This is a genomic window from Paenibacillus phocaeensis, from assembly GCF_900021165.1.
In the GTDB taxonomy this organism is placed as follows: Bacteria; Bacillota; Bacilli; order Paenibacillales; family Paenibacillaceae; genus Fontibacillus; species Fontibacillus phocaensis.
In genome coordinates this window covers 46,410-73,401 of sequence record NZ_FCOQ01000024.1, presented here as the reverse complement: position 1 = coordinate 73,401, position 26,992 = coordinate 46,410, and the positions used below count along the sequence as shown (strand labels likewise).

At 55.6% G+C, this 26,992-nt stretch carries 22 protein-coding genes and 1 pseudogene; 17 read left to right on the top strand and 6 right to left on the bottom strand.

From position 1 onward, the window contains the following. Nucleotides 1-15 precede the first annotated feature (15 nt). The 5 genes from BN3795_RS16815 to BN3795_RS16795 all read left to right on the top strand — a co-directional run bounded on the left by BN3795_RS16815 (nucleotide 16) and on the right by BN3795_RS16795 (nucleotide 6,356). A complete protein-coding gene (locus BN3795_RS16815; RefSeq protein WP_068785851.1) occupies nucleotides 16-1,203 on the top strand; it encodes an acetyl-CoA C-acyltransferase in 1,188 nt (395 codons plus the stop codon). Nucleotides 1,204-1,219: 16 nt separating this feature from the next. Beyond that, nucleotides 1,220-3,004 carry an acyl-CoA dehydrogenase family protein gene (locus BN3795_RS16810; RefSeq protein ID WP_068785850.1) on the top strand — a complete coding sequence of 595 codons (1,785 nt, stop codon included), beginning with the start codon at nucleotides 1,220-1,222 and terminating at the stop codon, nucleotides 3,002-3,004. A 26-nt stretch (nucleotides 3,005-3,030) separates the two neighbouring features. Then, complete coding sequence (locus BN3795_RS16805; protein WP_068785849.1) at nucleotides 3,031-4,719, top strand: AMP-binding protein; 1,689 nt, start codon at nucleotides 3,031-3,033, stop codon at nucleotides 4,717-4,719. A gap of 60 nt (nucleotides 4,720-4,779) precedes the next feature. Continuing rightward, complete coding sequence (locus BN3795_RS16800; protein ID WP_110945218.1) at nucleotides 4,780-5,196, top strand: PaaI family thioesterase; 417 nt, start codon at nucleotides 4,780-4,782, stop codon at nucleotides 5,194-5,196. Nucleotides 5,197-5,279: 83 nt separating this feature from the next. After that, complete coding sequence (locus BN3795_RS16795) at nucleotides 5,280-6,356, top strand: glycosyltransferase family 4 protein (RefSeq protein ID WP_068785848.1); 1,077 nt, start codon at nucleotides 5,280-5,282, stop codon at nucleotides 6,354-6,356. A 54-nt stretch (nucleotides 6,357-6,410) separates the two neighbouring features. Here the strand turns inward: BN3795_RS16795 and BN3795_RS16790 are convergent, their stop codons facing one another. After that, nucleotides 6,411-7,181: a YheC/YheD family protein gene (locus BN3795_RS16790; protein WP_068785847.1), complete on the bottom strand. Its 771-nt coding sequence runs from the start codon at nucleotides 7,179-7,181 to the stop codon at nucleotides 6,411-6,413. Between the two features lie 164 nt (nucleotides 7,182-7,345). Here BN3795_RS16790 and BN3795_RS16785 point away from each other — a divergent pair, with 164 nt between their 5' ends. The 5 genes from BN3795_RS16785 to BN3795_RS16765 all read left to right on the top strand — a co-directional run bounded on the left by BN3795_RS16785 (nucleotide 7,346) and on the right by BN3795_RS16765 (nucleotide 13,179). Beyond that, nucleotides 7,346-7,840, top strand: a complete 495-nt coding sequence (locus BN3795_RS16785) for a MarR family winged helix-turn-helix transcriptional regulator (protein ID WP_068785846.1) — start codon at nucleotides 7,346-7,348, stop codon at nucleotides 7,838-7,840. Continuing rightward, nucleotides 7,837-9,123 (top strand): MFS transporter, encoded by a 1,287-nt coding sequence (locus BN3795_RS16780; protein ID WP_068785845.1) that lies wholly within the window; start codon nucleotides 7,837-7,839, stop codon nucleotides 9,121-9,123. Before BN3795_RS16785 ends, BN3795_RS16780 begins: the two co-directional genes overlap by 4 nt. A 115-nt stretch (nucleotides 9,124-9,238) precedes the next feature. Beyond that, a complete protein-coding gene (locus BN3795_RS16775) occupies nucleotides 9,239-10,798 on the top strand; it encodes a spore germination protein (RefSeq protein WP_110945217.1) in 1,560 nt (519 codons plus the stop codon). A gap of 11 nt (nucleotides 10,799-10,809) precedes the next feature. After that, on the top strand, nucleotides 10,810-12,048 hold the full coding sequence (locus BN3795_RS16770) for a Ger(x)C family spore germination protein (protein WP_068785844.1): 1,239 nt from the start codon (nucleotides 10,810-10,812) through the stop codon (nucleotides 12,046-12,048). Nucleotides 12,049-12,072: 24 nt separating this feature from the next. After that, entirely contained in the window at nucleotides 12,073-13,179 is a 1,107-nt protein-coding gene (locus BN3795_RS16765; RefSeq protein ID WP_068785843.1) for a GerAB/ArcD/ProY family transporter, read from the top strand. Nucleotides 13,180-13,211: 32 nt separating this feature from the next. Here the strand turns inward: BN3795_RS16765 and BN3795_RS16760 are convergent, their stop codons facing one another. Together BN3795_RS16760 and BN3795_RS25615 are read right to left on the bottom strand one after the other, a co-directional pair. Next, nucleotides 13,212-14,066, bottom strand: a complete 855-nt coding sequence (locus BN3795_RS16760) for an SDR family oxidoreductase (RefSeq protein ID WP_068785842.1) — start codon at nucleotides 14,064-14,066, stop codon at nucleotides 13,212-13,214. A gap of 144 nt (nucleotides 14,067-14,210) precedes the next feature. Further along, nucleotides 14,211-14,387, bottom strand: coding sequence for a hypothetical protein (locus tag BN3795_RS25615; RefSeq protein WP_198524745.1), 177 nt, complete (start codon nucleotides 14,385-14,387; stop codon nucleotides 14,211-14,213). Between the two features lie 302 nt (nucleotides 14,388-14,689). Here BN3795_RS25615 and BN3795_RS16755 point away from each other — a divergent pair. Beyond that, nucleotides 14,690-15,853: pseudogene (locus BN3795_RS16755) on the top strand (glycosyl hydrolase family 8); the annotation flags it as partial. Continuing rightward, nucleotides 15,830-16,276 carry a discoidin domain-containing protein gene (locus tag BN3795_RS25915; protein ID WP_408635041.1) on the top strand — a complete coding sequence of 149 codons (447 nt, stop codon included), beginning with the start codon at nucleotides 15,830-15,832 and terminating at the stop codon, nucleotides 16,274-16,276. The pseudogene BN3795_RS16755 and the gene BN3795_RS25915, both read left to right, overlap by 24 nt. A 19-nt stretch (nucleotides 16,277-16,295) precedes the next feature. On the opposite strand, the gene BN3795_RS16750 is transcribed toward BN3795_RS25915, so the two are convergent. Next, nucleotides 16,296-19,625 (bottom strand): DEAD/DEAH box helicase, encoded by a 3,330-nt coding sequence (locus BN3795_RS16750; RefSeq protein ID WP_068785840.1) that lies wholly within the window; start codon nucleotides 19,623-19,625, stop codon nucleotides 16,296-16,298. Nucleotides 19,626-19,826: 201 nt separating this feature from the next. Here BN3795_RS16750 and BN3795_RS16745 point away from each other — a divergent pair, with 201 nt between their 5' ends. The 5 genes from BN3795_RS16745 (at nucleotide 19,827) to BN3795_RS16725 (ending at nucleotide 24,525) form a co-directional block, all read left to right on the top strand. Further along, nucleotides 19,827-20,513: an FHA domain-containing protein gene (locus BN3795_RS16745; RefSeq protein ID WP_068785839.1), complete on the top strand. Its 687-nt coding sequence runs from the start codon at nucleotides 19,827-19,829 to the stop codon at nucleotides 20,511-20,513. 32 nt (nucleotides 20,514-20,545) lie between these two features. Then, the gene (locus BN3795_RS16740) at nucleotides 20,546-21,541 is read left to right on the top strand and encodes a glycerophosphodiester phosphodiesterase family protein (RefSeq protein ID WP_068785838.1); all 996 of its coding nucleotides are present in this window, start codon (nucleotides 20,546-20,548) and stop codon (nucleotides 21,539-21,541) included. Between the two features lie 345 nt (nucleotides 21,542-21,886). Then, nucleotides 21,887-22,939 carry an ABC transporter ATP-binding protein gene (locus tag BN3795_RS16735; RefSeq protein ID WP_068785837.1) on the top strand — a complete coding sequence of 351 codons (1,053 nt, stop codon included), beginning with the start codon at nucleotides 21,887-21,889 and terminating at the stop codon, nucleotides 22,937-22,939. After that, nucleotides 22,932-23,735: an ABC transporter permease gene (locus BN3795_RS16730; RefSeq protein ID WP_068785836.1), complete on the top strand. Its 804-nt coding sequence runs from the start codon at nucleotides 22,932-22,934 to the stop codon at nucleotides 23,733-23,735. Before BN3795_RS16735 ends, BN3795_RS16730 begins: the two co-directional genes overlap by 8 nt. Nucleotides 23,736-23,739: 4 nt before the next feature. After that, the gene (locus BN3795_RS16725; protein ID WP_068785835.1) at nucleotides 23,740-24,525 is read left to right on the top strand and encodes an ABC transporter permease; all 786 of its coding nucleotides are present in this window, start codon (nucleotides 23,740-23,742) and stop codon (nucleotides 24,523-24,525) included. 273 nt (nucleotides 24,526-24,798) lie between these two features. On the opposite strand, the gene BN3795_RS16720 is transcribed toward BN3795_RS16725, so the two are convergent. After that, nucleotides 24,799-25,848, bottom strand: a complete 1,050-nt coding sequence (locus tag BN3795_RS16720) for a FecCD family ABC transporter permease (protein ID WP_068785834.1) — start codon at nucleotides 25,846-25,848, stop codon at nucleotides 24,799-24,801. Then, the gene (locus BN3795_RS16715) at nucleotides 25,848-26,828 is read right to left on the bottom strand and encodes a FecCD family ABC transporter permease (RefSeq protein ID WP_068785833.1); all 981 of its coding nucleotides are present in this window, start codon (nucleotides 26,826-26,828) and stop codon (nucleotides 25,848-25,850) included. The genes BN3795_RS16720 and BN3795_RS16715 overlap by 1 nt, the downstream gene beginning before the upstream one ends. Nucleotides 26,829-26,992 lie beyond the last annotated feature (164 nt).

The window sequence follows — 26,992 nt, the reverse complement described above, 5'->3', positions numbered from 1 at the left end:
GAGAGTGATTCAAGGATGAAAGAAGCTGTGATCGTATCCACCGCCCGAACGGCGGTGGGCAAAGCCAAGAAAGGCAGCTTGACCCAGACCCGTGCCGACGATTTAGGCAAGATCGTGCTGGAAGCGGCGGTGGAGCGCACTCCCGGGCTAAGCAAAGCGGACGTTGAGGATATCATCATCGGCTGTGCGATGCCGGAAGGCGAGCAGGGACTGAATTTCGCACGCATCATGGCGTTATATGCCGGATTCCCGGTGACGGTACCGGCCCTTACCATCAATCGTTTCTGCTCGTCCGGGCTGCAGGCGATCGCCTTCGCGGCGGAGCGGATCATGCTGGGCCAGGCCGACGTGCTGATCGCCGGCGGTGTGGAAAGCATGAGCCACGTACCGATGACCGGCTTCAAGGTATCGCCGAATCCGCGGATCGTTGCCGAGATGCCGGAGGCGTATATGGCGATGGGCCATACGGCGGAACGCGTCGCCGAGCGGTTTGGCGTTACCCGCGAGGATCAGGACCGCTTCGCCTTGAATTCGCATCTTAAAGCGGCCCGGGCCATCGCTGAAGGCAAGTTTCAGGAGGAGATCGTACCGTTTGAGGCGGAGCAACGCAGCCTGGATGAGCGCGGGAAAGTCAACGTGAAGCGGTTTGTTTTCGACACCGACGAAAGCGTACGCGGCGACACGACCCTGGAGGCTCTGACCAAGCTGAAGCCGAGCTTTAAGCAAGGCGGTACGGTAACCGCGGGGAACTCCTCCCCGATGAACGATGGGGCGGCGGCCGTTGTCGTGATGAGCCGGGAGAAAGCCGAAGCGATGGGGCTTCCGCCGCTGGCGACGTTCCGCTCTTTCGCCGTCGCCGGCGTAGAGCCGGAGCTGATGGGCGTAGGGCCGGTGAAGGCGATTCCGAAGGCGCTTTCGGCAGCCGGCATTACGCTGGATGAAGTGGACCTGTTCGAGATCAACGAGGCGTTTGCCTCCCAATGCCTGCATGTGATTCGAGAGTTAGGGCTGGAAGAGGACAAAGTGAACGTAAACGGCGGGGCGATTGCGCTTGGCCATCCGCTGGGCTGCACGGGCACGAAGCTGTCCATTTCGCTGATCCACGAACTTCGCCGCAGAGGCGGAGGGTACGGAGTCGTGTCGATGTGTATCGGCGGGGGCATGGGAGCGGCCGGCGTGTTAGAAGTTCATCCCATTAATTAATGAAGGAGAGGATCGCATGAGCAACGAAACGATGGAGAAAATCGCAGGAGGCAGCTTCGTCATCGCGGATATCGACTACACTCGGGTAGTGACGCCGGAGGATTTCACCGAAGAGCAGCGGATGATCGGCGAGACAACGGAGGAGTTTGTCAACGCGGAAATTCTCCCGCGAGACGAAGAAATCGAACATCTGAGCTATGAACTGACCGCCGATTTGCTGCGCAAAGCGGGCGAAGTGGGGCTGCTTGGCGCTGATGTGCCTGAGGCCTACGGGGGCATGGGGCTCGATAAGGTCAGTACGACGCTGATCAGCGAGAAGTTGACCAAAGCTTCTTCGTTCGCGCTGTCTGCCGGAGCCCATGTCGGGATCGGGACGCTGCCAATCGTCTATTTTGGGACCGAAGCGCAGAAGCAGAAATATTTGCCGAAGCTGGCAACGGGCGAGCTGCTTGCGGCGTATTGCCTGACGGAGCCTTCCTCCGGCTCCGATGCGCTCGGAGCGAAGACAACTGCAGTTTTGTCAGAAGACGGCACGCATTATATTTTGAACGGAACCAAGCAGTTTATTACCAACGCCGGGTTCGCCGACGTGTTCATCGTGTACGCCAAAGTGAACGGAACGGATTTCAGCACGTTTATCGTTGAACGCAGCATGGAAGGAGTCAGCATCGGACCGGAGGAGAAGAAGATGGGGATTAAGGGTTCCTCCACTTGCCCGCTGATTTTGGAAGACGTGAAGGTGCCGGTCGATCATCTCCTTTGGGAAGTAGGCAAAGGCCATCTAATCGCCTTTAACATTCTGAATATCGGCCGTTTCAAATTGGCTGCAGGGTGTCTCGGCTCTTCCAAAGACGCCATCGAATACGCCGCGAAATACGCCAACGAACGCACCCAGTTCGGGCAGAAGATTTCGTCCTTCCCGCTGATCGGCAAGAAGCTGGCGGAGATGAACACCCGCACCTATGTATTGGAGAGCATGGTATACCGTACCGCTGGCCTGTTCGATGTCGGCTTGGCAGAAGTCGATCACGGCAGCGCCGACGTAGGTTATCAATCGGCCAAGGCGATTGCGGAATATCAACTGGAATGTTCGATCAACAAGGTGTTCGGATCGGAAGTGCTGGATTTCGTTGCGGACGAAGGCGTGCAGATCCATGGCGGCTACGGATTTACGCAGGAGTACCGGATCGAGCGGATCTATCGCGACTCGCGGATCAACCGGATTTTTGAAGGCACCAATGAAATCAATCGTCTCCTGATCCCCGGCAGCCTGGTGAAACGCGTGATGAAAGGGGAACTGCCGCTGCTTCCTGCCGCCCAGAAGCTGCAGGCGGAGTTGATGGAGCCAATGCCAAGCCGCACGTTTGAAGGCACGCTGGAGGAGGAAGCGCATCTGTTATCCCTGTCCAAGAAGATCTTCCTGATGGTCGGGGCCCAGGCGGTGCAGAAGTATCAGCTGAAGCTGGAACGCGAGCAGGAGGTGCTCAGCCATTTGGCGGATATGATGATCTCCATTTACGCGATGGAAAGCGCGCTGCTTCGGACACAGAAGCTAATCGCGCGTTCCGGCGAAGACAAGGCGGAGCTGCCGATCGCCATGACCTGCGCGTTCATCCATGAAGAATTCGGCAAAATCGAAGCTTGGGCCAAAGAGGCGCTGAGCTACATGGAACAAGGGGATCTGCTGCGCACGCAGCTGTCCATCCTGAAAAAATTGACAAAGCGTACGGCCGTGAATACGCTGTCACTCAAACGGCAAATTGCCGCCAAGGTGATTCAGGCGGAGAAATACGTTTTGTAAAATTTGCGAGGTTGGGAGGCAGGCGTATGACAAGGAAACCTTGGCTGAAGTTTTATCCCGCTGAAGTACCGCCCACCTATGAGTATCCAAAGCAAAATCTCGCTCATTTCCTGGAACTTTCCGCCGAACGTTATCCCGAAGTTACCGCTCTGGAATTCATGGGAAAGAAAATAACGTATCGTGCCCTAATGGATCAGACCTACCGGTTTGCGAATGCCCTGCGGAAGCTGGGCATTCGCAAGGGCGACCGGATCGCCATCATGCTGCCGAACTGCCCGCAGGCGGTGATCGCCTATTACGGCACCCTGCTGATGGGCGGCATCGCGGTGATGACGAATCCGCTGTATATGCCCAGGGAGCTGGAGCATCAGCTGAGTGATGCCGGCGCGCGCGTCATGGTCACGCTCGACCCGCTCGTCGAGCGGGTGAGAACGGCGACGAAGCTCACCCCGCTGGATTATATCATCGCAACCTCGATCAAAGACTACTTGCCATTTCCCAAGAACCTGTTGTATCCGATGAAGGCCAAGAAGGACGGGATGGCCGCTCATTTGAACTATAACGACCGGCTGCTCGCCTTTCCGGCGTTCCTTGCCGGCGGAAGCCCGGAGCCGTGCCGCGTTGACCTTGATCCCGAGCAGGATTTGGCCTTATTGCAATATACCGGCGGAACGACGGGCTTTGCCAAAGGCGTCATGCTGACGCATCTGAACCTGGTGGCCAATACGATTCAGAATCAGCTCTGGTTCTATCGTTCCCGATTGGGGAAAGAGAAGTATTTGGCTGCGCTGCCTTTTTTTCATGTGTTCGGCATGACGGTGTTATTAAATCAATCCGTTGCACTTGGCGGGACTTTACTGCTGCTCCCGCGTTTTGACATCCACCAGGTGCTGCAGGCGATCCATCACAAGAAACCTACGGTTTTTCCCGGTGCGCCAACGATGTACGTGGCTATCATTAACCACAAGGATGTCGAGGGGTACGATTTGTCCTCCATTAATGTGTGCGTAAGTGGGGCGGCTCCGCTTCCGCTCGAGGTTCAGAGCCGATTCGAGGAGCTGACCGGAGGGAAGCTGATCGAAGGGTACGGCTTGACCGAAGCCTCGCCCGTCACCCACGCCAACAATATCTGGGAGAAGCGAAAGAGCGGATCGATCGGCATCCCTTTTCCCGACACCGACGCCATGATCGTGCACCCGGACACGCTTGAGGAAGTTCCGGTTGGCGAAATCGGCGAGCTTGCCGTTCGGGGGCCACAGGTGATGAGGGGGTATTGGAACCGTCCGGAGGAAACCTACAAGACGCTGCGCGAAGGCTGGCTGCTGACCGGCGACCTGGGACGGATGGATGAAGACGGCTTCTTCTATATCCTGGATCGCCGCAAAGATTTGATTATCGCCGGGGGGTATAACATATACCCGCGTGAGGTTGAGGAAGTGCTGTTTGAGCATCCCGACGTGGAGGAGGCGATCGTGGCCGGCATTTACGATCCGTACCGCGGCGAGACCGTCAAGGCGTACATCGTATTGAAGGAAGGCGTTTCGCCTGACGCGGAATCCATCAAGCGCTGGTGCAAGGAGAAGCTGGCCGCTTACAAGGTACCGAAGGTATACGAGTTCCGCGACGATCTTCCCAAGACGTTAGCCGGCAAAGTGCTGCGCCGTAAGCTTGTCGAGGAGGAAGCGGAACGTCGGCAACCGCCGCAAGCGAAATAACCGGAGGGCCTGAGATCCACCGTCGGGAGGAGAAGGCGGAGAGAATAGGAGGTTGAAGAGATGAAAGCGGATTCAGAAGAGCTGCAGCAGCGCCTGGAGCTGTGGAATCAAGCTGCGGTCGGCTCGTTCGTTGATTACCTCGGATGTCAGGTAGAGGAAGCGAATGAACACAGGGTCGTCATGACCTTGGAGATTCGACCGCATCATCTGAATTTGATCGGCATCGTTCATGGCGGCGTTCATGCGACGTTGATCGATTCGGCGATGGGACTGCTGGCGATGATTGCCAAGCCGGAGGCGAGTGTCGTTACGACAAATCTGAATTTGAATTATGTGGCCAAAGCCGACCAGGGGCGAATTACCGTAACCGCTGAGTTGGTTCATGTCTCACGCAAATCGGTGACGACGATGGCGTATGCTCGGCTGGACCAGGGAGAAATCTGCGCTTTCGGGACGGGAACATTTCGCGTCACTTGACAGCTTGGGTGGTTGCCTCGGGCAGCCGGCTCTCCTTGCGCATATGATGATTAGACGTAAGCCATACGTGCAAGGAGGAGCCTATGAACCTATTAATGGTGGCGCCCGAGCAAATTCCGGTTCCCGGCAGCGGTTCCGTGGAGATTAGCATGCTGGCCATTGCCAAACAGCTGGCGGTGAACCACACCGTAACATTGATCAGCAGAACAGGCCGGGGCCTGCCGCATATCAGCCGAATGGGCAGACTAAGGATCGTGCGTGTAAGAACCGGCAGTCCCAGCCGATATATCGCATCCGTGTTGCGCTACATCCAGGGACGGCGTTACGATCTGATCCAAGTGGATAATCGCCCGCACTATATGGCCAAAATCAAAGCCGTATTCCCGCATACCCCAGTCACGCTGTTTCTGCACTCGCTGACCTTCGTTAAACCGACATCGCGGGTGAATGAAAGCCTGGGCAAAGCGGATTTGATCCTCGTCAACAGCGAATCGCTGAGAACGACCTTGGCTGCACGGTTTCCCCGCCATGCAGGCAAGCTTCGCATCGTACATCTCGGCGTGGATACCGCACGCTTTAGACCGGAGGGGGATTCCGGACGAGCGGGAAGCCGATTCCGCGTGCTGTTCGCCGGGCGGGTAATTCCGCGCAAAGGCGTTCCGGTTCTGATTCGGGCGATTGCTATCGCTCGGAGGGAATATGGAGCCATCGAGTTAACGGTGATTGGCCGCGGACGGCCCGGTTACTTGAGAGAGCTGAAACGGCTGGCGCGAGCCAAAGGCGTACCGGTGAAATTCGTTGGAAAAATCCCTCATCAAGTGATTCACCGCAAGTTCCGCGCAGCCGACCTGTTCGCCTGTCCTTCGCAGGAACATGAGGCGTTTGGACTCGTGAACGTGGAGGCGATGGCTTCGGGACTTCCCGTTGTTGCCTCAAATATCGGCGGAATCGGCGAGATTCTTAAGCATGGTTCGAACGGTTACCTGGTGGATGCATATACCAAACCGGAAGAACATGCCAAATGGATCTTGAAGCTGGCCCGGGATCATGATCTCTCTGCCAAAATGTCAAGGCAAGCGAGGAAAGATGCCGTCGAACGCTTCAGTTGGAAGCAAACTGCCGGCAAACTGATGGGGATTTATCGACAGTTCGGTTCATGAACGAAACAAACCGGACGGAAGGCGCCTCAGGCTGCCATTCTCCGTCCGGTTTGTTTATTTGTATTTCCCGTAAGCCCGGGCATATTTCATGATCTTGCGGAAAATGTTCTTGTCCTTTAGCTTACGGAAGATGAACGGGTCCGGAGAAGTGTTGACCTCCAGAATCCACGGCCGCAGCTTTTGGTCGATCGCGACGTCCACCCCGAGTTCGCGCAGTCCGGGGAAACTGATTTTCATGTGATTGGCAATGTCCTCACCGAAGTTCTGCAGCGTGATCAAGTATGATTTGAGACGCGCTTCTTTCAGGTAAGGGGAAAGCAGCGTCTCTACAGGCACGAGTTGTCCGTCGCTGTGATAGTTGGTGACGATCTTCTTCGGATGAGCCAATCTGCCGATGATGCCGGTCGTTTTCCAGATCTTCTGAGGGGTTCGCTGCACCATGACCCGCAGGTCGAACCGGCGCTGGTCATACTTGAGCAGGTCGATGCCCTGCTGAACAAGGTAGCGGCCTTTCCGCTTATACTTGCGGATCGAGGTATACAGTTCATCGAAGGAGCCGCAGGTACGTACTGTTTTCTCCAGTTGAAATTGGTAGGTTCCTTGCCGTTGATTCGGCTTAAATTCGACCCGCATCACTCCGTTTCCCCAGGTGCCGTTCACAGGTTTGACGTAGACCATTTTATACTTTGCCAGCATTCTTTGCAGTTGTTCTTTACTGAATTGGCATGTCTCGGGGAGATAAGCCCGCAGCTCGCGGCTTTGCATTAAAACCGCGTTTTTTTTCCATTTGCTGATGACATGGCGTGAGTGCTGTGAAGATTTCATAATTGAATATCCCCTTCAATTTCGTATAGGGTAGTGTATTCCCTTGTCTTGAAAAGGGAGAAGATAATTACCTAATGAAGCGGAAAATAGACACCGGCGGGTTTGACGAAAATAGTTAGATAACATATAATTGTCAAGACAACTATATGGAGGGCGACATTCTCATGAAGATGGAACAATCGCAAAGCGAGCTGGCGGTGGGGTTTATCATGGGCGTCGCTTATCGGAAAATCGCCGCTTTGCTTCAGCACCGGCTCAAGGGTTATGAGATTACGCCGGAGCAGTGGTCCGTGCTGAACCAGATCGTTCGCGCGAACGGCTTGATCCAGAAGGAGATCGCGGATCGTACCGGGAAGGACAAGCCGACGACGACCCGGATTATCGATCTCTTGGAGGCCAAGGGACTCGTCTACAAGCAGCCGGGGCAGCAGGATCGCAGATCCTTTATTGTCTACAGCACGGAGCGGGGCAAGGAACTCATACGCGAAACCGCGCCGATCGAACAAAGTGTGACCGAAGAAGTCAAGCGCATCATGAGCGGGGAAGAGTACGGGCTGCTCATGGAGTTGCTTGAGCGGATTCAGGTCCATCTCAACGAAGCCCATCCCGGTGAGATAGAGAGAGAAAAGCAAGGAGAAGGAGAGAGCGTGCATACATGACATCCCCACAATCGAATCGGCAACCTGAATCGGAACGCCTTTGGACGAGATCGTTTATATCCTTAACGATCTCTGCTTTTTTGTTATTTTTGAATTTGCATATGTTATTGTCGACCTTTTCGTCTTATGTCAAAAGCGAGTTTGCAGCCAGCGATTTGCAAGTGAGCCTTGTAACCAGTGTATTTGCCGGATCCGCGATCCTGACAAGATTCCTGGCGGCGTGGCTGCTGCGGAAGATTTCGCCAACCCTCATGCTGTTTGCCGGTTTGATCATTGCGGTCGTTGCAACGGGACTCAGCGCCGCCGCCGGATCGGTTGGGGGCCTGTTGTTGGTTCGGGCTGTCTACGGAATCGGCTTCGGCATCGGAAGTACACTTCTGCCGACGTTTGCCTCGCGCATCATTCCGCTCCGGCGGATGGGGGAAGGGATCGGATATTTCGGGTTGTCCAGCAGCCTGGCGATGTCCATCGGGCCGATGATTGGCTTGAACGTCATGCGGGAGTTTGGTTTTGGCCCGCTCACGTGGATCGGGACGGCGGCCGCTCTGCTGATGCTTCCGCTGTTGCTGCTGACCCGGGCGCTTCCGGCGCTTCGGCCGGCGAAACGGACCGAATCGCCGCAACCCTCCCCGCATCGACCGCAGGGCGAAGAAGCCGCCAACGCGAAAGGGCGTCCGGCCTTTAACCGAGGCCTCGTATTTCCTGCGGTGCTCAACATGATCCTGGCGATCACTTACAGCGGTCTTCTTAGTTTCATTGCTTTATTCGGCGAGTTTGTCCATTTGGAGCAGGTTGGATTGTTCTTCCTGTTTAACGCGGCTACGGTCGTTCTGATCCGCCCGGTTTCGGGCCGCCTCTTCGACGCCAGAGGGCACGGCGCTGTCTTGATTCCAGCCGCTCTTGCCGTGATTGCGAGCATGCTGCTCTTGTCGTATACAACCACGCTGCCCCTGTTAATTCTGTCGGCCCTGCTGTACGGACTGGGCTTCGGCGCGATCCAGCCGACGATTCAGGCCTGGATGCTGAGAACTTCCAAGCCTGAACAATACGGGGCGGCCAACAGCATGTTTTATAACTCGATGGATTTTGGCGTCGCCGTTGGCGCCGTCATTCTGGGGGCAATTGCTTCCGGAACCAACTATGCCGTGATGTACCGGTATTCTGCGGGATTTATGGTTGCGTTCCTTGCGTTCTATATTTTGATTCGCTTGATAGACCGCACCCGCCATGCGAAGCGGGGAACTCCCGCGGATGAGGCTTACGACATGCAAAGCTCCGGCTAATAGCTGGAGCTTTTTTATATGGTTGTTTCGAACGAACGGCACGATCCGGACGCATACAAATTTTGGATATGAAACATAATACAAATTATAACTGCTTTAGAGCCGGAGGCGCGTGATGAGAAATTCGAATCGAAATCGTTCCCCCCATATCCGCCGAAAAAACAAATCAGAAAAGGTAGTAAATGGGCTTAACGATACGGCAACCTGCCCATTGGGAGACTCCCTCGCCAGCACGGTCGCTTTGATCCAAGAAGCGTTGGGAAACAGCCCGGATGTCATTATCCGCAAGATGGCGGACGGGAAGGTCGTTGTGAGTTATATTGACAACTTGATTGATCCGAAACTGTTAAGCGAGCTGATGGGCAACCTCGAAAACATGATCCAGGCAGGAGGGGCGGTGATTTCGTCGGAACGGTTGGCTGACTCGATGAACGCGGGAAGCGTGAAGTTGGCAAGTACCGAACGCGAATTGTTAGCCGGAATGTTGGGCGGAGGGACGGCAATTATCCTCGACGGGGCGGCAGGTGGAATGGTTGTTTCCATTCCCGGCGGGGCGCGGCGGTCCGTCGAGGAACCGTCTTCCCAAACCGTCATTCGCGGGCCGAAGGAGGGCTTTACGGAAGATTTGTCAACGAACCTGTCGCTGCTCCGTAAGAGGTTGCGAACGCCGGATTTGCGATTTGAAAACCGCATTATCGGGTCCTATACCCAAACGCGGGTTGTCGTTGCTTATATCCGGGGAATCGCCTACCCGCCGGTGGTGGAGGAAGTCTTAAAACGGCTCGATGCTATCGATGCCGACAGTATACTGGAAAGCGGTTATATCGAAGAGTATATTCAGGACCGTTCGTTTACTCCGTTTCCGACAATTTTGAATACCGAGCGTCCCGATGCTGCAGCCGGGGGGCTCCTGGAAGGGCAGGTCTCCATTCTGATCGACGGCAGTCCCTTCGTGCTGGTCTGTCCGGTGACGTTTTTTAAGTTCTTCCAATCCAGTGAAGACTATTATCAAAGGTATGACATTTCTTCGTTCCTGCGGAATATTCGCTTATTTTCCTTCCTTGTCGCGATGCTGCTTCCTTCCTTGTATATTGCGGTGACTACGTTTCACCCGGAAATGCTCCCCGCCACGCTGCTGATTAGTATTGCGGCTCAGCGGGAAGGGACGCCGCTTCCGGCGTTGTTGGAAGCGATGCTGATGGAGATTACCTTCGAGGTGATCCGCGAGGCTGGCGTACGTATGCCCAGGGTAGTGGGTCCGGCCATCTCCATCGTGGGGGCCCTGGTGTTGGGGCAAGCCGCCGTTCAGGCCGGGCTCGTTTCCGCTGCAATGGTCATCATCGTGTCGTTTACGGCGATTGCCAACTTCGTCATTCCGACGTTCAGCATGTCGGCATCCGTACGATTAATCCGTTTTGGCCTGATGTTCATGGCGGGGACTTTTGGCCTTTACGGTATCCTGGCGGGCGTGATTCCGGTGCTTATGCATCTGGTATCGCTTCAATCGTTTGGCGTTCCCTATTTCTTGCCGATTGCTCCGCTAAGCTGGTCCAATATGAAGGACGTGTTCATTCGGTTGCCTTGGCCTAAAATCAAAAAACGGCCTGAATTTATCAGCCCCCTTAATCAAGTGAGGCAAGGATCCCGCCCGGAAGAGGGCCAAACTAAACCCTAGGAGAGTGCGAGATGCGTCGGATTTTGATGTGCTGCGCAGCTGTTCTTATCTGTTTGGCGTCGGCCGGTTGCTGGAACCGTACGGAGTTGAACGAATTGGGCATCACGATTGCGACCGGTTTTGATCGAAACGGAGACGATTGGGAAATGACATATCAGGTCATTGTACCTTCGGCGAGCGGATCGAGCCAAGGCGGAGGGAATTCCGGCAGCGGTTCCCAGCCCAGCGTCTACGTCTTCACGACGAGAGGAAAAACGATACGCGAAGCCGCTGATCTCGGCTATACGGAGAATCCGCGCCGTTTGTATTTCGGTCATACCGATATCATGGTCATGGGGAAAGAAGCTGCGGAGGAGGGGGTTGAGCAAATCCTCGATCTCTATTTCCGAAATAATGATGCCCGCGAAACTGTGCTGGTCGCCGTGACGGACGGGAAGGCCAGCGAGATTTTGCGCAAGATGGTACCTCCCGAGAAGATCCCGGGCACGGCCTTGGCCGATTTGTTAAGAAAGCAAAACAGCTTCTCTTCGTATTTTCCGATTACGAATGTATTCCAATTCGGCCAGAAGCTGGCGTCTGACGCACAAACGGTCGGAGTGCCGGAAATTATCGTCACGGAAGGAAATTCCAAGGCGCTGGAGTCGCTAGACGTGAACAAATCCACATCGCCGCCCGCCAAAATGAAGGTCGAACGGATGGGGGTATTCCATAAAAACCGGCTCGTCGGGTATCTGAACCGACACGAAAGTTATGGGATCGCGTGGTTAACAAACCATATCAAAGGCAGCACGATCTCATTTTCCTGCCCCGACACCGATGCAAAGACAAAGGATGGAACCGTTCGGATTACGGGCGCCAAAACCAAAGTGACGCCGGTTCGGGCAGGTGACCGGTACAACATGCGCGTAGAAACGGAAGCGAGCGGCGGTTTGCTGATGGAATATAAGTGCCCGGTGGATTTGTCCAAGCCGGAAGGGATCAATGCCATCGAAAAGGCGGTGGAGGAGGAAATTCTTAGCGCAATCGAGACGGGTTGGGAAGCGAGCCGGAAGCTTGGGGTCGATTTGCCCGGGTTTGCCGATATTATCCATCACAAACATCCCAAGGCATGGAAACGGCTGAAAAAGAACTGGAGCGAGGAGTTAACCCGAATCGAGCTGGACGTCCGCGTCAAGATGAAGCTGCAGCGTCCGGGGTTGACGAAAAAATCGTTTGGTTCCCTACTGAATCGGGAACAGGAGCAGGAATGAAACGCAGGAAGGAGGCAGAACGTTATGACATTAAGTAAAAGCCGAGTACCGGAGTTGATCGCCTGTTTTGCATTGTTTGAAGTCGGAAGCACCACCTTGTTCCAAATCGCCGCCGAAGCAAAGCAGGATGCCTGGCTGGTCATGCTCATAGCCGCGCTGGGCGGATTGCTGCTTCTCCTGATGCATCTGGCCATTCACCGCCTGGACCCGAAGCGGGATTTATTCGAATTATGCCGAACCTATTTCGGTAAAATCGTCGGTACGTTCATCGGCGTGGTTTTTGCGGGATATTTCGCTTACGAGGCCTCTCGAAATTTACGGGATTTGGGGGAACTCGCTTCGTATGTACTGTTGAATCGCACTCCGACAGGGGTCATTGCGCTGATCGCCATACTGGTGATTGCCAACAACGTTAGATATGGACCCCGATTGGTATTTCTATTGTTACTGGCTTTGCTTCCTTTTGTCATTCTGAGTTATTTAACGCTCATGTCGATGATAACCGGAGTGGGCCTGCTTCATTTCGAGAACATGCTCCCCGTACTGGAGAACGGGTTGCTGCCGGTGTTAAAGAACGTTCCGGACGTCATTTCTTTCCCGTTTGCACAGTCCGTCCTGTTTTTGGTTTTTTTTCCGATCATCGCTCCAGCCAAGAACCTTCGTAAATCGATGCTAATTACCTACGGAATAACCGCAGTGTTCCTGATCTTGGTCAATCAAATGAACATTCTGGTACTGGGGCCAACGTTGGCGGAGACGGTAACCTTCCCGCTGCTGCAGTCCGTGCAGTTGATCGAATTGGTTGAAGTATTTGAAAGAATGGATATTTTGTTCGTGCTCGTTCTGTTTATCGGTCTGGGAACCAAACTGCTTCTTTTCTACGTAGGGGCAGTGGTGGGGGGCTCCCGAATCACGGGGACTCCCTACAAAAAGTGGGTCATTCCGTTTGGCGTCGCCATCTATGCCATGTCATTCATTTCTCCCAATTTTACGCACCATTTGTGGCTCGGAATCGACGTGGTTCTGAAATGGTATCCCCTAATTCAAATCGCTGTACCGATGATGTTGTTTATTATGATTCTGCTGCGAAAAAAGAAAAAGGGAGGGGAGGAAGAACGGCACATCGCCTAAGTTGCGCGGTTTCGTCCTCCCGTATTCCCTTGTCACTTGCCCTTTCGCGTCAACTCGGAGAGCCGGTCCCACTCCTCATCCGTCACCTCGGCAAGATCGCTAAACTGACCGGCCCCCCGCAGCCACTCGCCGCCATCGATCGTAACAACCTCGCCGTTGATATATGCCGCAGCGTCCGACACGAGGAAGGCGGCCAAGTCCGCGAGCTCCCGCGGGCGGCCGGTTCTGCCGAGCGGGACGCGTCCCGACAGCTTCGCTTCCAATTCCGGCGTAGGAGACAGGCGCGACCCGGCTCCTTCCGTCGGAAACGCACCGGGCGCAATCGCCACCTGCCGAATCCCATAAGGTGCCCATTCGACGGCCAGAGAACGGGTCAGGGCGAGCACACCGGCTTTGGCTGCCGCGGAAGGGACGACGTAGCCTGAGCCGGTTGACGCGTAAGTGGTGACGATATTCAGCATCGTTCCCGGCTGGCCTTGCTCGATCCACCGTTTCCCGACCTCCAGGGTCATATAAAAAGTACCATGCAGCACGATGCCCAGCACCGCATCGACCGCACGCGGCGACAACCGTTCAGTGGGGCTGATGAAATTGCCGGCCGCATTGTTGATAAGCACGTCGATCTTCCCGTAATGTTGCCACACGGCGTCGACGCAGGAGCGCACCTGATCGGGATCGCGTACGTCGCAGAGCTGTGCGAACACCTCGCCGCTGCCGGTTGCCATCTCCTTTGCCGCATTCCGTAAGATCTCCTCACGCCGCCCGCAGAGTGCAAGGTTGGCGCCAAGCTGCAGAAATCGTTCCGCCATCGCACGCCCCAAACCCGTTCCGCCGCCGGTGATCAGAATCGTTTTTCCCCTTAGCAGATCGTTCGCAAACGCTTCCATCCCTTCACGCTCCTCGATAGGTTTTAGCTTCGCTACCATGATATTCGCCGGGCGTGCCAGTTATCCTGTGATCTGCGGGCTGCCCCGCCATAAAAAAAAGCAGGAACCCAAGCGGGCCCTGCGGACGGTGAAGTGTAAGCTTGATTATTTCGCGGAATCCGTATCGGTAAACGGCACCGGTTTCGCTACCCATTCATCGGCTTCCGGTTCAATATCCACGCCGTTTTCGATTTTCTTCTTCTCGGCTAACGAATCGCCATGCTGGTTCAACTTGTTACGCAGCTCGGCTTCGTCGCGGGCTTGTCCATTTTGTTGTTCCATCTTCATCCTCCTTAAGTCGGTCTCTATGGTAGTTATTACCCTCCTTTAGGGTATCCCGATCCTGTCGTTTACAAACATCAGGTTTCAGGGAGGACGGTACGGTTTATATTCCTAAGGATTTGTAATAAACTACTAGGTAGACATCCTTGCTGCTTCACGACAAACAATTCCGAAGAGGCTTAACGAAAGATCAGATTTGCACTTTCGATTTGAGGAGGAATGAAAGGATGCTTCACAAGATTTGTCTTGTATGGTTAGCTCTGTTCGTTGCAGTCTCGGCAGGAGGAATAGGACCAGCTTCTAAGGCCTCCGCTGCCGGAGAACTCAAGCCTTTCCCGCAGCAGGTCAGCTATCCGGGCGTTTTGAAACCGAGCCATGTGACCCAAGCGGCAATGAATCAGGCAGTAACGGCCTACTATGATTACTGGAAAACAACGTATCTTAAAAGCAATTTGACTTCTTTGCCCGGCGGTTATTACGTGAAAGGGGATATCACGGGCGATCCCGATGGATTTACGGCGCTGGGTTCCTCGGAGGGCCAAGGCTACGGCATGATCATCACCGTACTGATGGCCGGCTATGATCCCAACGCCCGAACGATTTACGACGGGTTGTTCAAAACGGCCCGGGCGTATAAGAGCAGCGGCAACCCGAACCTGATGGGCTGGGTTGTCGCCGACAGCAAAGCCGCCCAGGGCCATTTCGGCTCGGCCACCGACGGTGACCTGGATATCGCGTATTCCTTGATATTGGCGCATAACCAATGGGGGTCGGGCGGGGCGGTAAATTACCTTCAGGAAGCCCGAAAAATGATCACCGACGGCATCAAAGCCAGTTACGTTACGACCGGCTACCGGTTAAACCTGGGCGATTGGGACGGCAAAGACGCCTTAAATACACGCCCCTCGGATTGGATGCTCAGCCATCTGCGAGCCTTCTATGAAGTGACCGGTGACGAGACTTGGATTCATGTGATCGATAACCTGTACGATGTATATCAGCAGTTTACGGCGACATATTCGCCTAATACCGGGCTGATTTCCGATTTTGTGGTCGGGAATCCCCCCAAGCCGGCACCGGAGTGGTATCTGGACGAATTCAAGGAAACCAATCAATATTCCTACAACGCCAGCCGGGTGCCGCTTCGCATTGTGATGGACTACGCCTTCTATGGTGATTCGAGGGCCAAGGCTTTGGCCGATAAAATAAGCGGATGGATCATAGGCAAGACCGGGGGATCCCCGGCCAAGATCAAAAACGGATATAAGCTGGACGGCACGGCCTTCGGCGATTATGCCACCGCCGTATTCGTCTCGCCTCTGATCTCAGCGGGAACGGTAAATCCGGGCCACCAGGCTTGGGTGAATGCCGGCTGGGATTGGATGAAGAACAAGAAAGAGGATTATTTCAGCGACAGCTACAATTTGCTGAATATGCTGTTCCTGACGGGCAACTGGTGGAAGCCCGGCGGTGCGCCGGTACCGGAAGCGCCCAACCTGGCGCTGAACCAGCCGGCGGTCGCCAGCACGGTCGAAGGCGTGGGATTTGAGCCGGGCCAAGCGGTGGACGGCAACCAGTTGACCAGATGGGCCAGCCGGGAGGGCAGCGATCCGGAATGGATTTACGTTGATCTGGGGGCGGTGCAACAGATCACCGGTGTCCAATTGCGCTGGGAAGCCGCTTATGCGAAACGATATAAGATTGAAATCTCCACCGACAGCGGATCGCCGGAGCATTGGCGAGAGGTGTATTCGACCTCGAGCGGGAACGGAGGGCTTGATGAGATCCCGTTGACGCCGCAGCCGGCAAGGTATGTCCGCATGTACGGCCTCGAGCGGGGGACCCCTTACGGATATTCGCTTTATGAGTTCGAAGTTACGGGTCCATAAATCATAGAGACAATGAGCGTCAGACCATTAAGATTTCGCGAATCTCCTGCTCCGTGAGCGCGGACAACGTTTCCTGTCCGGGCTTCAGCACCTCTTCGACGAGGTGCTTTTTCTTCTGCTGCAACTCATACATTTTATCCTCGACCGTACCTTGCGCTACAAGACGAATGACCTGAACGATCTTTTTCTGTCCGATCCGATGGGCGCGGTCAGCGGCCTGCTGCTCGACGGCAGGATTCCACCATAAATCGTAGAGGATGACGGTATCCGCACCGGTCAGGTTCAACCCGGTCCCGCCTGCCTTCAGCGAGATGAGGAACAGGTCGCGTTCCCCGCGGTTAAATCGGTTGCAGAGCTCCACCCGTTCGGCGGACGGGGTTTTTCCATCGAGATAGAAAAAGGGAAGGCCCCGATAACCCAGTTCCCGGCCGATCAGTCCAAGCATCTCCGTGAATTGGGAGAAGATCAGCACGCGTTTGCCGGCGCTCTGGCATTCCTCGATCATTTCCATGAGCTGGTCAAACTTGGCCGAACCCCCGTCATAGCCGTCAACGAACAAGGCGGGATGGCAGCAAAGCTGGCGGAGCCGAGTTAACCCGGCCAGGATGCGGATGCGGTTCTGACCGAAGGTGTCCGCGTCCAAATGTTTCAGCGTCTCCTGCTGCAGCTTGGCCAGGTAGGCAAGGTACAGCTTCTTCTGTTCCGGAAGCAGCTCCGAAGGCTGAAGGGACTCGATTTTATCCGGGAGCTCCTTCAGCACATCGGTTTTTAACCGGCGCAGGAGGAAGGGGCGAATGCGCTTGGCCACCGTCTCCCGCGACAGATCGTTAAACGCCTGGCGGCTCGGAAACAAGTCGGGAAATACGGCGCTGAAGATCGACCAAAGCTCCTCCAGCGAGTTTTCCACCGGGGTACCGGTCAAGGCGAATCGGTGCTTCGCCTGCAGGCTCTTCACGGCTTGAGCCGTTTGGCTGGCGTGATTCTTAAAGCTTTGGGCTTCGTCCAAGATCAGCGTATGGAACGACAGCTCGGCGAATTGCTCGATATCGCGGCGCAGCAGCGGGTACGAGGTGATGATGACGTCCGCCTGAGAAGCCTCGCGGAACGTCCGCACCCGTTCGGCTTTGGTGCCGTCCGCGATGACCGCTTGGATGTCCGGCGCAAACTTGGTCAGCTCGTTCCTCCAGTTATACACCAGCGAAGCGGGGGAGACGATTAACGCCGGCTGTCCGGATTCGGCGATTTCCGGCAACACCGACACGAGGAAGGCGATGCTTTGCAGCGTCTTTCCCAGCCCCATGTCGTCGGCGAGAATGCCGCCGAAGCGGTAATGGGCCAGCGTCTTCAGCCATTGATAGCCGTAGGCCTGGTAATCGCGAAGCACGTCGGCGAGCTGCGGCGGCACTGGAAAATCCAGACTGCCAGGTTGTTGCAGGTTCTGCAGCAGCTCGCGGTACGCTTTGCCGAGCTTGACCGGGCCCCCAAGTCCATGCTCGTCCCGGATATGCAGCCCGCGAAGCACCGGCAGCCGGAATTCCGGACCGCGGATCTCGTTTTGGCGCAGGCCAAACTCATTCAAGAAAGCGACGATTTCCTGGAACTCTTCGCTTTCCAGCGGCATCAGCGCCCCGTTCGGCATTCGGTAATACCGGCGCTTCTCCTCCAGCGCCGTAAGCAGGCCGCGAATTTCGGACTCCCCGATGCCGGTCATGCTGAAGCGGAACTCCAGCCAATCGGTCCGTTCGTCCACGTCCACGGAGATCTTTGGCGGACGAAGATCGGGGATCAGCCGCGTCTTCACGGCCGAAGTGGCATAAATCTCGGCCAGTTTCTCCAGCTCCGGCATGACATGGTACAGGAACTCGTATTCCGCTTCCTCATCGTCGAGGAAATAGGCGCTTTCCGTGCGGGCGAACAAGCCGGATTCCATCAAATCAAGGATTTGCCGCTCCTGTTCGCCATCGCGCAGCACGATCCACTCAGTCCCCCGCTTGGGCCCCTGCTCCTCCAAAGGATTAAACACGACATCCCCGTATTGGAACTCCAGGCCCGCGAGCAGCCGATCCTTGACCCGGTCGAGATACACGCGAGCTTGGAGCTGGGTTCGTACCATCCGAGAAGCGACCTGCTCTTCAACGTTAACTGACCCGAGCTTCATCAGCCCCGGCAAGACCCGTTCCACGAAGGGCTCGATCTGCTCGGGCGAAATCAAGATATGCTGTTTCCGGGCGGTGGCAAGCATGTGCTTCATCTCCGCGAGCCGGCGGGTTTGTGCCAGCGGACGCCGGATGAGCTTGCCTTCCGTCAGAATGACGCCATAGGCATCCATCACCGTCACCTCGTCGAGCCCTTGGGCGGAAAACTGATAACTCTCATCCCCGGCTTGCCCAAGGCCAAAGCTTAACGGCAGCGGCTCGTCCGACACCGTCAGCCCCGGCCAAATCTGGCCGTCTTGCTCCATCTGCACGTTGGGCGCTTGAATGAGAAGCTGGAGCAGTCCGTCCCAGAAAAAAGGCGGCACCGGCAGCAATCGATCGGAATGTCCGTAAGATTTGGCCGTATAACCCCCCAGGCTCTCTTGATACATCTGTTCATTGCGCTGGATTTCCGCCAGCTTCCGCAGGATCGCTTCATCCTCCGGCCTGAAGGCATAACGCTCCGGGTCATAGTTAAAATGCTTGGAGAAGCTGTAAGGCTCACGGCGCGAGAGTTTATCGAGAAAATCCCGCACGTTCTTGACGATGTACAGGCGCTTCTCGCCGATCTTCAGCTCCAGGCCGAACAGGTACTTGCGGTAGCCGTACGGCACCGGACGGAGGGTAAACTCCGCCTCCAGCAGCGTTCGCTGATCGAACCTCATTCCGGTCCGCAGCGGCGGCTGGGCGTTCTCTTCGAACAGACGCATCATGTCGCGGGCGATCCAGATATCGCGGGAGGGGATGTCCCCTGCGTGTCTCCGCTGTGATGCACTCAGAGATCCATTCCAAGCGTCCTCTATGGAATCCTGCTCCTCACCCGGATGCAGCAGCGACCTTGAAAGGCGAACCGGCGGCTTGCCGCCCTGCAGCAGATCATGAATCCCGAGCAGGACGGCGGCGATATGTTTGCAATAGTTGTTATAGGAGTAAAAGGCAGGGCAGTTGCATTCCGCATGCACGTCGCCGTGTTGATCGATCTGCAGCGCGACATGATAGTGGCCGGTCCCGGACACGGACGCTTCATACACGCGGGAGGCGTGGTCAATGCGGAGAAAGGTCACTTTACCGGTTCGGTAATAGGCTTCCCCGCGTTCGTAAGCGATCCGCCCGCATAACAATTTAATGACGCGCTGCGTTAACTGAAAGCTCATGTTCTGATTCCTCTCTGGTTCATTTTCCGTACGTCAGGTGTTCGCCTTTTGTTCTCCTCCTATGATAACAGAAAAACGCCCGGTGAAAAACGAGGGGTTCTATCAGCCAGCTGTGAGGATAATGTCACTGCGGTTGCCATATTCTTTGCATGTCCCTTAAGATAAGATGATGATGTATTCAGAAGATGGAGGGAAATAGGTGTGGATACCTTTGCCTGTATTTATATTCTGCGCGGCGACCCGTTTCGTCCCGGAACTTGCTTATACCTGGATCAAGAGGTGACGGAAATCGGGCGTACGTCTTCGGACAATTTTCCGGACATGGCATTTACGAACATTTTTATATCCCGGAAGCATTTGGTGATTCGGAGAGAGGGCGATCGTGCGGTTGCATACGACTTGGGGAGCCGTCATGGCACGGAGTTGAACGGAGTGCGGATGATCGCGCATGCCCCTTATGTGCTGGAAACGAATGACATCCTGAAATTGGCCCGGGGCACAAGCGTGCTGCATTTCTCCTACTCCCCCGGGGAGCAGACCCTGGAGTTTGAGCCGGTGGTCAGCTCGGCGCACCCGGAGGCGGTAGAGGGACCGGTTACGATTCATTGGGAGAAGCGGGAATGTATCGTGGACGGCGTGAAAATTTCGATGTCGGAGAAGGAATTCCTGCTGCTGAAGCTGCTGCATGAGCATCCGAACCGCCTGGTCACGATCCGCGAGATCAAACAGAAGGTGTGGTACGACCGCAATCCCGGTCCCGACGGGCTGCCGGACGTGACGATCGATGAGTTAACCACGCTGATCTACCGGATTCGCAAGAAATATGGGCGAGACACGTTTCAGATCAATGCGATCCGCGGGAGCGGGTATATTCTAGAGACAGAGTAAGTATTGGGTTGGGAGGATCGGGGGGACTTGACTTGCGCAAGATCAGATCTAGGGTTCGAAAAAAAACGTTATGGACGATCCTTGTTCTTATCGTTTTCATTTATATTAATAACACGCCGCATTTGACCGCGGCCCGCGGTGAAGAACCCAAGCTGCTGGCCCATCGCGGGCTCGCGCAAACGTTCCCGATGGACGGGATCGAGAAGGATACGTGCACGGCCGAGCGGATATACGAGCCGGAGCACGAATATCTGGAGAACACGCTGCCTTCCATGGAAGCGGCGTTTGCAGCAGGTGCAGACATGGTGGAGCTGGATCTGAAGCCGACCAAGGACGGGCAGTTTGCCGTGTTCCACGATTGGACGCTGGATTGTCGCACCAATGTCGAAGGAACAACCCAAGATTATACGATGGCCGAGCTGAAGATGCTGGATATCGGTTACGGCTATACGGCCGATCAGGGCAAGACGTATCCGTTCCGCGGCAAGGGGGTCGGGCTGATGCCGTCGCTGCCTGAAGTGGTGGAGCATTTTCCGGGCAAGGCCTTCTTGCTGCATATAAAAAGTGAAGATCCCGAAGAAGGCAAGCAGTTGGCAACCTACCTCTCGACCCTGACGAGAGAGGAGCAGGGGTTGCTGACGGTTTACGGCGGGGATCAGCCCATCGCAGCCTTGAAGGAGCTGCTGCCGGAGATCAGGGCCATGTCCAAAGCGACATTAAAGCAATGTCTGCTGTCCTACGAGGCCTCCGGCTGGACGGGTTACATCCCGGAGGTGTGCCGAAACACCGAGCTGCACGTCCCAGAGAAAATCGCGCCCTGGCTGTGGGGCTGGCCCGACAAATTCCTAAGCCGCATGGAGCGGGCAAATACCCGCGTCGTGGTGGTAGGCGGCGACGGCAGCGACTTCTCCAGCGGTTTCGATACGCCGGAAGATATCAAGCGCCTGCCGGCAGGATACTCCGGATGGATCTGGACGAACCGGATCGACCGGATTGCGAAGGCAGTGCGGCCGCGGGATATCCCTTAGACTTAGATACGAAATAACGAAATTGACTTGGCCGACTTGCCGTCTTTTTTAGACGTTGAGCCGGCTGTTTTTTTGAGCAGGGAGCTATAATCTCGCAGCCTTTGCACGATTATCCCTTTCGTTAAGGGAATAAGATTGGGCCTCAGAATGAGATTCATCTTGTTTTCTGAGCCAAAGGGATAATGGTGAAAAGGCGTCCCAACCATAGACCCTGACCGGCCTGACACCCGGATTTCCAAAACTCGCGCCTTAGGGGTGGTGCTTTGATGAGAGTTACTATATAATTTTTAGCGGACTCTTATTTTCTATAACAGATTCAAAATTTTCAATAAGCGAGGGATACCCATGGCTGCCATTGAAGTGCGCGATTTGCGCAAAACTTTTAAAGTGCAGAAAAACCGCGAAGGCCTCAAAGGGGCCTTTCTTGATTTATTTAAGCGGGAATACAACGAAGTGGCCGCCGTGAAAGATATTTCGTTTCAGATTCCGGAGGGGGAGATCTGCGGATATATCGGGGAGAACGGGGCCGGGAAATCGACGACGATCAAAATGCTCACCGGCATTCTCGTGCCGACATCGGGCCATTTGAAGGTCGGCGGCTTCGTGCCGTACGCCGAACGAGAGAAGTTCGTGCAGCATATCGGCGTTGTCTTCGGCCAGCGCAGCCAGCTCTGGTGGGATATCGGCGTGATCGAGTCGTTCGAGCTGCTGCGCAAGGTCTATCGGGTGCCGCAGGCCGAATACAAGAAACGGCTTGACGAACTGGTGGAACGCCTGCAACTGCAGGACCTGCTGAACCGCCCGGTTCGCAAGCTGAGCCTGGGCCAACGGATGCGCTGCGAGCTGGTCGCGGCGCTGCTGCACAACCCGTCGATCGTCTTTCTGGACGAGCCGACGATTGGTCTGGACATCGTGGTGAAATCGGAGATTCGTGATTTTCTGAAGGACATGAACCGCGAGTATGGCACGACGATCCTGTTGACGACGCATGACCTGCAGGATATTGAAGCCCTTTGCTCCCGGGTCATTATGCTCGACGACGGCCGGATTATTTATGACGGCGGCTTGGAAGAGTTGAAGGACCGTTGGGGCACGGGCAAGGAGGTGCTGTTCCAGTTCGGGACGGCCACCAAGCTCGAGCAGCTGCGAGGTTGGACGGGAGCGCTGCCTGTGATCTGGACGGCGGAGAACGATTTGAACGCCAAAGTCTGGATCCCGCGGGACATCGGTGTCTCCGAGGTGCTGGGGCAGGTTGTCGGCCAGGCGGACATCACCGACATCAAAATCATCGAAACCAATACGGATGAGATTGTCCGCAGCATCTATCAATCCGGCTCAGCGGACAAACCGGCGGATGCGGAAGCGGAAAGCAAAGAAGGTGCGGTCATTCATGTCTAACCAATGGGGGGCGTACCTCGATTTTATCCGCATCCGGTTCTTGACGATGCTGGCTTATCGAGTGAACTACTATTCGGGCATCTTGATCTATTCGCTCAACATCGGGGTTTACTATTTTACATGGAAGGCGATTTACGGCAGCGGCGGCGAACTGGGCGGCTTTACCGCCTCGCAGATGACGACCTACCTGGCCGTTTCCTGGATGGCCCGGGCGTTTTATTTCAACAACCTGGACCGGGAAATTTCCACGGACATCCGCGACGGAAGCATCGCGATCCAATTCATTCGCCCTTATAACTATCTCATCGTCAAAATGATGCAGGGCTTCGGAGAAGGCATGTTCCGCTTCATCATGCTGATGGTTCCCGGCATGGCGATTGCCATGCTGTTGTTTCCGGTCAAGCTGCCGACCGAGGCGAGCGCTTGGGCAGGGTTCCTCGTGATGCTGTTCTTCAGCTTTCTGATCAACTCACAATTGAACGTGATCACAGGACTGATGTCCTTTTTCGTGGAAAATAACGAAGGCTTTATGCGCATGAAGCGCGTTGTCGTCGATTTGTTCTCGGGCTTGATCATCCCGATTAGCTTGTTCCCGTCCTGGCTGGGCGGCATCATGTCGTTCCTTCCGTTCCAGGCGATCACGTATTTGCCGGGTTCGGTCTTTACCGGCCGGATTCAAGGCGCTTCGATCTGGAGCGTGCTCGGCATTCAGGTTGTCTGGTTTGTGATCCTGCTCATTCCGATGATAGGGCTCTACCGCGCGTCGCGGAAGCGCCTGTTCGTGCAAGGGGGTTAAGGGAATGTACTACTTAGGCCTCATGGGCGAATATTTGAAAAATTATATGAAAACCCGCATGACCTACCGTGCCGATTTCTGGGTGGAAGTCATCTCCGACTTGTTGTTTCAGGCGACGAACTTGATCTTTATCTTTGTCATCTTCATGCACACCAACAGCCTGGGCGGCTGGAGCGAGAGCGAAGTAGTGTTCGTTTACGGCTTCTTTATGGTTCCGTTTGGCATATTCAGCTGTTTCATCAACCTGTGGAACTTCAGCGAACGGTATATCGTCAAAGGCGAAATGGACCGGATCATGACCCGGCCGGCTTATAACCTGTTCCAGATCTTTCTGGAAAACGTTGATCCGCCGGCGCTGGTCGGCTCGATCATCGGGGGCATCATCATGGTGATCAGCGGGGGACAGTTGGGTCTCAGCTTCGAGTGGTGGACGATCCCCGTATTGTTGTTGTTCACGTTTAGCGCGGTTGCGATCTACACGGGGATCTATACCACTTTGACGTCCCTGTCGTTTTACTCGGACGCGCCGACCGGCATCCTGCCGCTCATGTACAACGTGCAGGGTTATGGGCGTTACCCGGTGACGATTTACAACCGGGCGATTCAAGTGTTGTTGACGTGGATTTTGCCGTTTGCTTTCGTTGGCGTCTATCCGGCTTCGCTCTTCCTGGAACGCGAGGAGATGCGGCAAATGGCTTGGCTGACCCCGCTCGTCGGCGTCGTATTCTTGGCGATCGGTCTGACCGCCTGGAATTATGGCGTGAAGCGGTACCGGGGTGCAGGATCCTAACTTAAACAAGCCGGCGTCCCTGAGGGGGCGCCGGCTTTCGTTCATCAGACGTCGGTCCAAGTGCAAAAGTGCATTTCATTTCGGCACCATCGGGCGATTTGCACGAACCAAATGTAAATCTGCAGGCGATTTTCGCCATCTTAGGGAATATCCCTTAAATCCGCCAAATTCAAATGCACTTTTGCATCTCAACGCATGATCATCGTGATTTGGCTTGTTCTCGGATGCACGTTTGCATTTGGCTGCCAACAGGGCACAGGACGAGCGGGGACATCAAAATCGATTGCGGTTGCGATACAGCAGCACCATGAAGAACGGCGCCCCGATCGCCGCTGTCAACACGCCGGCAGGCACGTCCCGGGGCAAAAAAGCCGTGCGGGCGACCAGATCCGCGACAAGCAGGATCAACGCGCCCAGCAGCGCGCTGACGGGGAGCACGCCGGAGAAGGACGGCCCGGTCAACCGGCGGGCCATATGCGGCGCCATCAGCCCGATAAAGGCGATGGCGCCGCCGATCGCCACCGCGGCGCCGGCGAGCGATATGCTGAGCCCGATCAGCAGCAGACGCTGCAGCTGCACGCGGGAGCCTACGCTGGTGGCGATATCGTCGCCCAAGGCCTGGATGTTCACCTGGCGGGCTTGCAGCCAGGTCAGGATCAGCAAGACGGCCGTCCACGGCAGCAGCGTCAATACGTCGCTCTCCCAGGAGACGCCATAGATGCTGCCGGTCATAAACGTGAGCGACTGGTTGGCCTGCTGCATCGGCCCGGAGATGATCAGCATAAACGACAGCGATTTAATTGCGGCGGATACGCCAATCCCGATGAGGATGATCCGCAGCGGGGATGCGCCTTTTTTCCAGGCCAGCACATACAATAATGCCGTTACGAGGAACGCGCCCAAGATCGATGCGAGTGGCATCCAGTGAATCGAGACCGCGCCCTGGAACAGGTATATAAACAGAATGGCGCCTAGCGAGGCCCCTTCGGTGATTCCCGCAACATCGGGCGAAGCCAGCGGATTGCGGATGACGCCCTGCAAAATCGCCCCGGCCACGGCCAAGGAAGCCCCGACCAATACGGCAACCAGAATTCGCGGCAGGCGCAAGTTTACTACAATGACCTGATCTCCCGGTTCGGCTAAGCCGAACAAGGACTTCAACACGGTCAGGGGAGGGAGGTAATGACTGCTGACCCCCACGCTGACGACCATCATGACCAGACAGAGGAGAGACAGGAGCAGGCATATCCACATGGTTCTTTTCTTCTTCGCCTGCACGAGCGATGGGACGGGGAACGCGGCAATTTTACCGGATTTGGCCATCAGTTCTTCACCCCTTTCCTAGCGATGTAAACGAAGAACGGGACGCCCAAGATCGCGGTCATGACGCCGACCGGGATTTCCTTCGGCATGGCGATGTATCTGGAGCCGATGTCGGCCGATACGAGCAGCAAGGCTCCGGACAAAGCGCAATATGGCAAAATCCAGCGGTGATCCGTTCCGACGAAATGGCGGACGATATGCGGGATGATGATGCCGACGAACGCGATCGGTCCGGCCACGGCCACGGAGCTCCCGGCTAACAGAATGACGGCGGCTGCGGAGAGCGTCTTGATCAGGCCTGTACGTTGGCCGAGACCTTGCGCCACGGTATCCCCCATCGCCAGTACGTTGAGTTGGACGGCCAACAGGAGGGCGATAACCATCCCGATCCCCATATAGGGCAGCACATTCAGGAGTTGATCCGTTTCCCTTCCCGCCACGGAACCAACCAGCCAGACGAGCACCTGGTCGAACATTTTGCCGTCGGAGAGCATCAGCCCTTGAGTCAAGGAATAGAAGAATGCGGCCATCGACGCGCCGGCCAGCGTAATCTTCAGCGGCGTCATGCCGTCCCGTCCGAGGCTTCCAAGGGTGAAGACCACCGCACCGCTCAGGGCGGCTCCGACCAGCGCAACCCAGGTCAAAGCCTGCATGCCCGACAGACCCAGCCATCCGGACGCCAGGATGATGAAGAAAGCTGCTCCGGAATTGACGCCCAGCGTGCTGGGCGAAGCGATCGGATTCCGGGTGATCACCTGCATCAGCGCCCCCGCAACGGCGAGGCAGGCCCCGACGGCGGCAGCGATGAAGGCACGCGGCACGCGGGCCGTTTGAATAAGCAGATGCTCGTTGCTGCCGTTCGGACGGACAAAGGATTCCCAGACCGCAGGGAAGGGGATGTCCGTCACGCCAAAGCTGATACTACATACGAGCGCTGCGGCCAAAGCCAACGCACAAATCAACAAGCCGAAACCTTTCATGAGGTATTTTCCCACTTTCCGATCGAATAGATAATGTCCATTAAATCTTAGAAGATGGGGAAGAGACTGTCAATGATTATGAGAATCATTCTTAATGTATTGACAACGAAAGGTCCATGCCCTATATTCGTGAAGATGATAATCATTATCAGTTTGTAAAGGGA

Bases quoted from the DNA above. Each gene is read 5' to 3' on its own strand.
- BN3795_RS16815 (WP_068785851.1), top strand. From the start codon at position 16: ATGAAAGAAGCTGTGATCGTATCCACCGCCCGAACGGCGGTGGGCAAA.
- BN3795_RS16810 (WP_068785850.1), top strand. From the start codon at position 1,220: ATGAGCAACGAAACGATGGAGAAAATCGCAGGAGGCAGCTTCGTCATC.
- BN3795_RS16805 (WP_068785849.1), top strand. From the start codon at position 3,031: ATGACAAGGAAACCTTGGCTGAAGTTTTATCCCGCTGAAGTACCGCCC.
- BN3795_RS16800 (WP_110945218.1), top strand. From the start codon at position 4,780: ATGAAAGCGGATTCAGAAGAGCTGCAGCAGCGCCTGGAGCTGTGGAAT.
- BN3795_RS16795 (WP_068785848.1), top strand. From the start codon at position 5,280: ATGAACCTATTAATGGTGGCGCCCGAGCAAATTCCGGTTCCCGGCAGC.
- BN3795_RS16790 (WP_068785847.1), bottom strand. From the start codon at position 7,181: ATGAAATCTTCACAGCACTCACGCCATGTCATCAGCAAATGGAAAAAA.
- BN3795_RS16785 (WP_068785846.1), top strand. From the start codon at position 7,346: ATGAAGATGGAACAATCGCAAAGCGAGCTGGCGGTGGGGTTTATCATG.
- BN3795_RS16780 (WP_068785845.1), top strand. From the start codon at position 7,837: ATGACATCCCCACAATCGAATCGGCAACCTGAATCGGAACGCCTTTGG.
- BN3795_RS16775 (WP_110945217.1), top strand. From the start codon at position 9,239: ATGAGAAATTCGAATCGAAATCGTTCCCCCCATATCCGCCGAAAAAAC.
- BN3795_RS16770 (WP_068785844.1), top strand. From the start codon at position 10,810: ATGCGTCGGATTTTGATGTGCTGCGCAGCTGTTCTTATCTGTTTGGCG.
- BN3795_RS16765 (WP_068785843.1), top strand. From the start codon at position 12,073: ATGACATTAAGTAAAAGCCGAGTACCGGAGTTGATCGCCTGTTTTGCA.
- BN3795_RS16760 (WP_068785842.1), bottom strand. From the start codon at position 14,066: ATGGAAGCGTTTGCGAACGATCTGCTAAGGGGAAAAACGATTCTGATC.
- BN3795_RS25615 (WP_198524745.1), bottom strand. From the start codon at position 14,387: ATGGAACAACAAAATGGACAAGCCCGCGACGAAGCCGAGCTGCGTAAC.
- BN3795_RS16750 (WP_068785840.1), bottom strand. From the start codon at position 19,625: ATGAGCTTTCAGTTAACGCAGCGCGTCATTAAATTGTTATGCGGGCGG.
- BN3795_RS16735 (WP_068785837.1), top strand. From the start codon at position 21,887: ATGGCTGCCATTGAAGTGCGCGATTTGCGCAAAACTTTTAAAGTGCAG.
- BN3795_RS16730 (WP_068785836.1), top strand. From the start codon at position 22,932: ATGTCTAACCAATGGGGGGCGTACCTCGATTTTATCCGCATCCGGTTC.
- BN3795_RS16725 (WP_068785835.1), top strand. From the start codon at position 23,740: ATGTACTACTTAGGCCTCATGGGCGAATATTTGAAAAATTATATGAAA.
- BN3795_RS16720 (WP_068785834.1), bottom strand. From the start codon at position 25,848: ATGGCCAAATCCGGTAAAATTGCCGCGTTCCCCGTCCCATCGCTCGTG.
- BN3795_RS16715 (WP_068785833.1), bottom strand. From the start codon at position 26,828: ATGAAAGGTTTCGGCTTGTTGATTTGTGCGTTGGCTTTGGCCGCAGCG.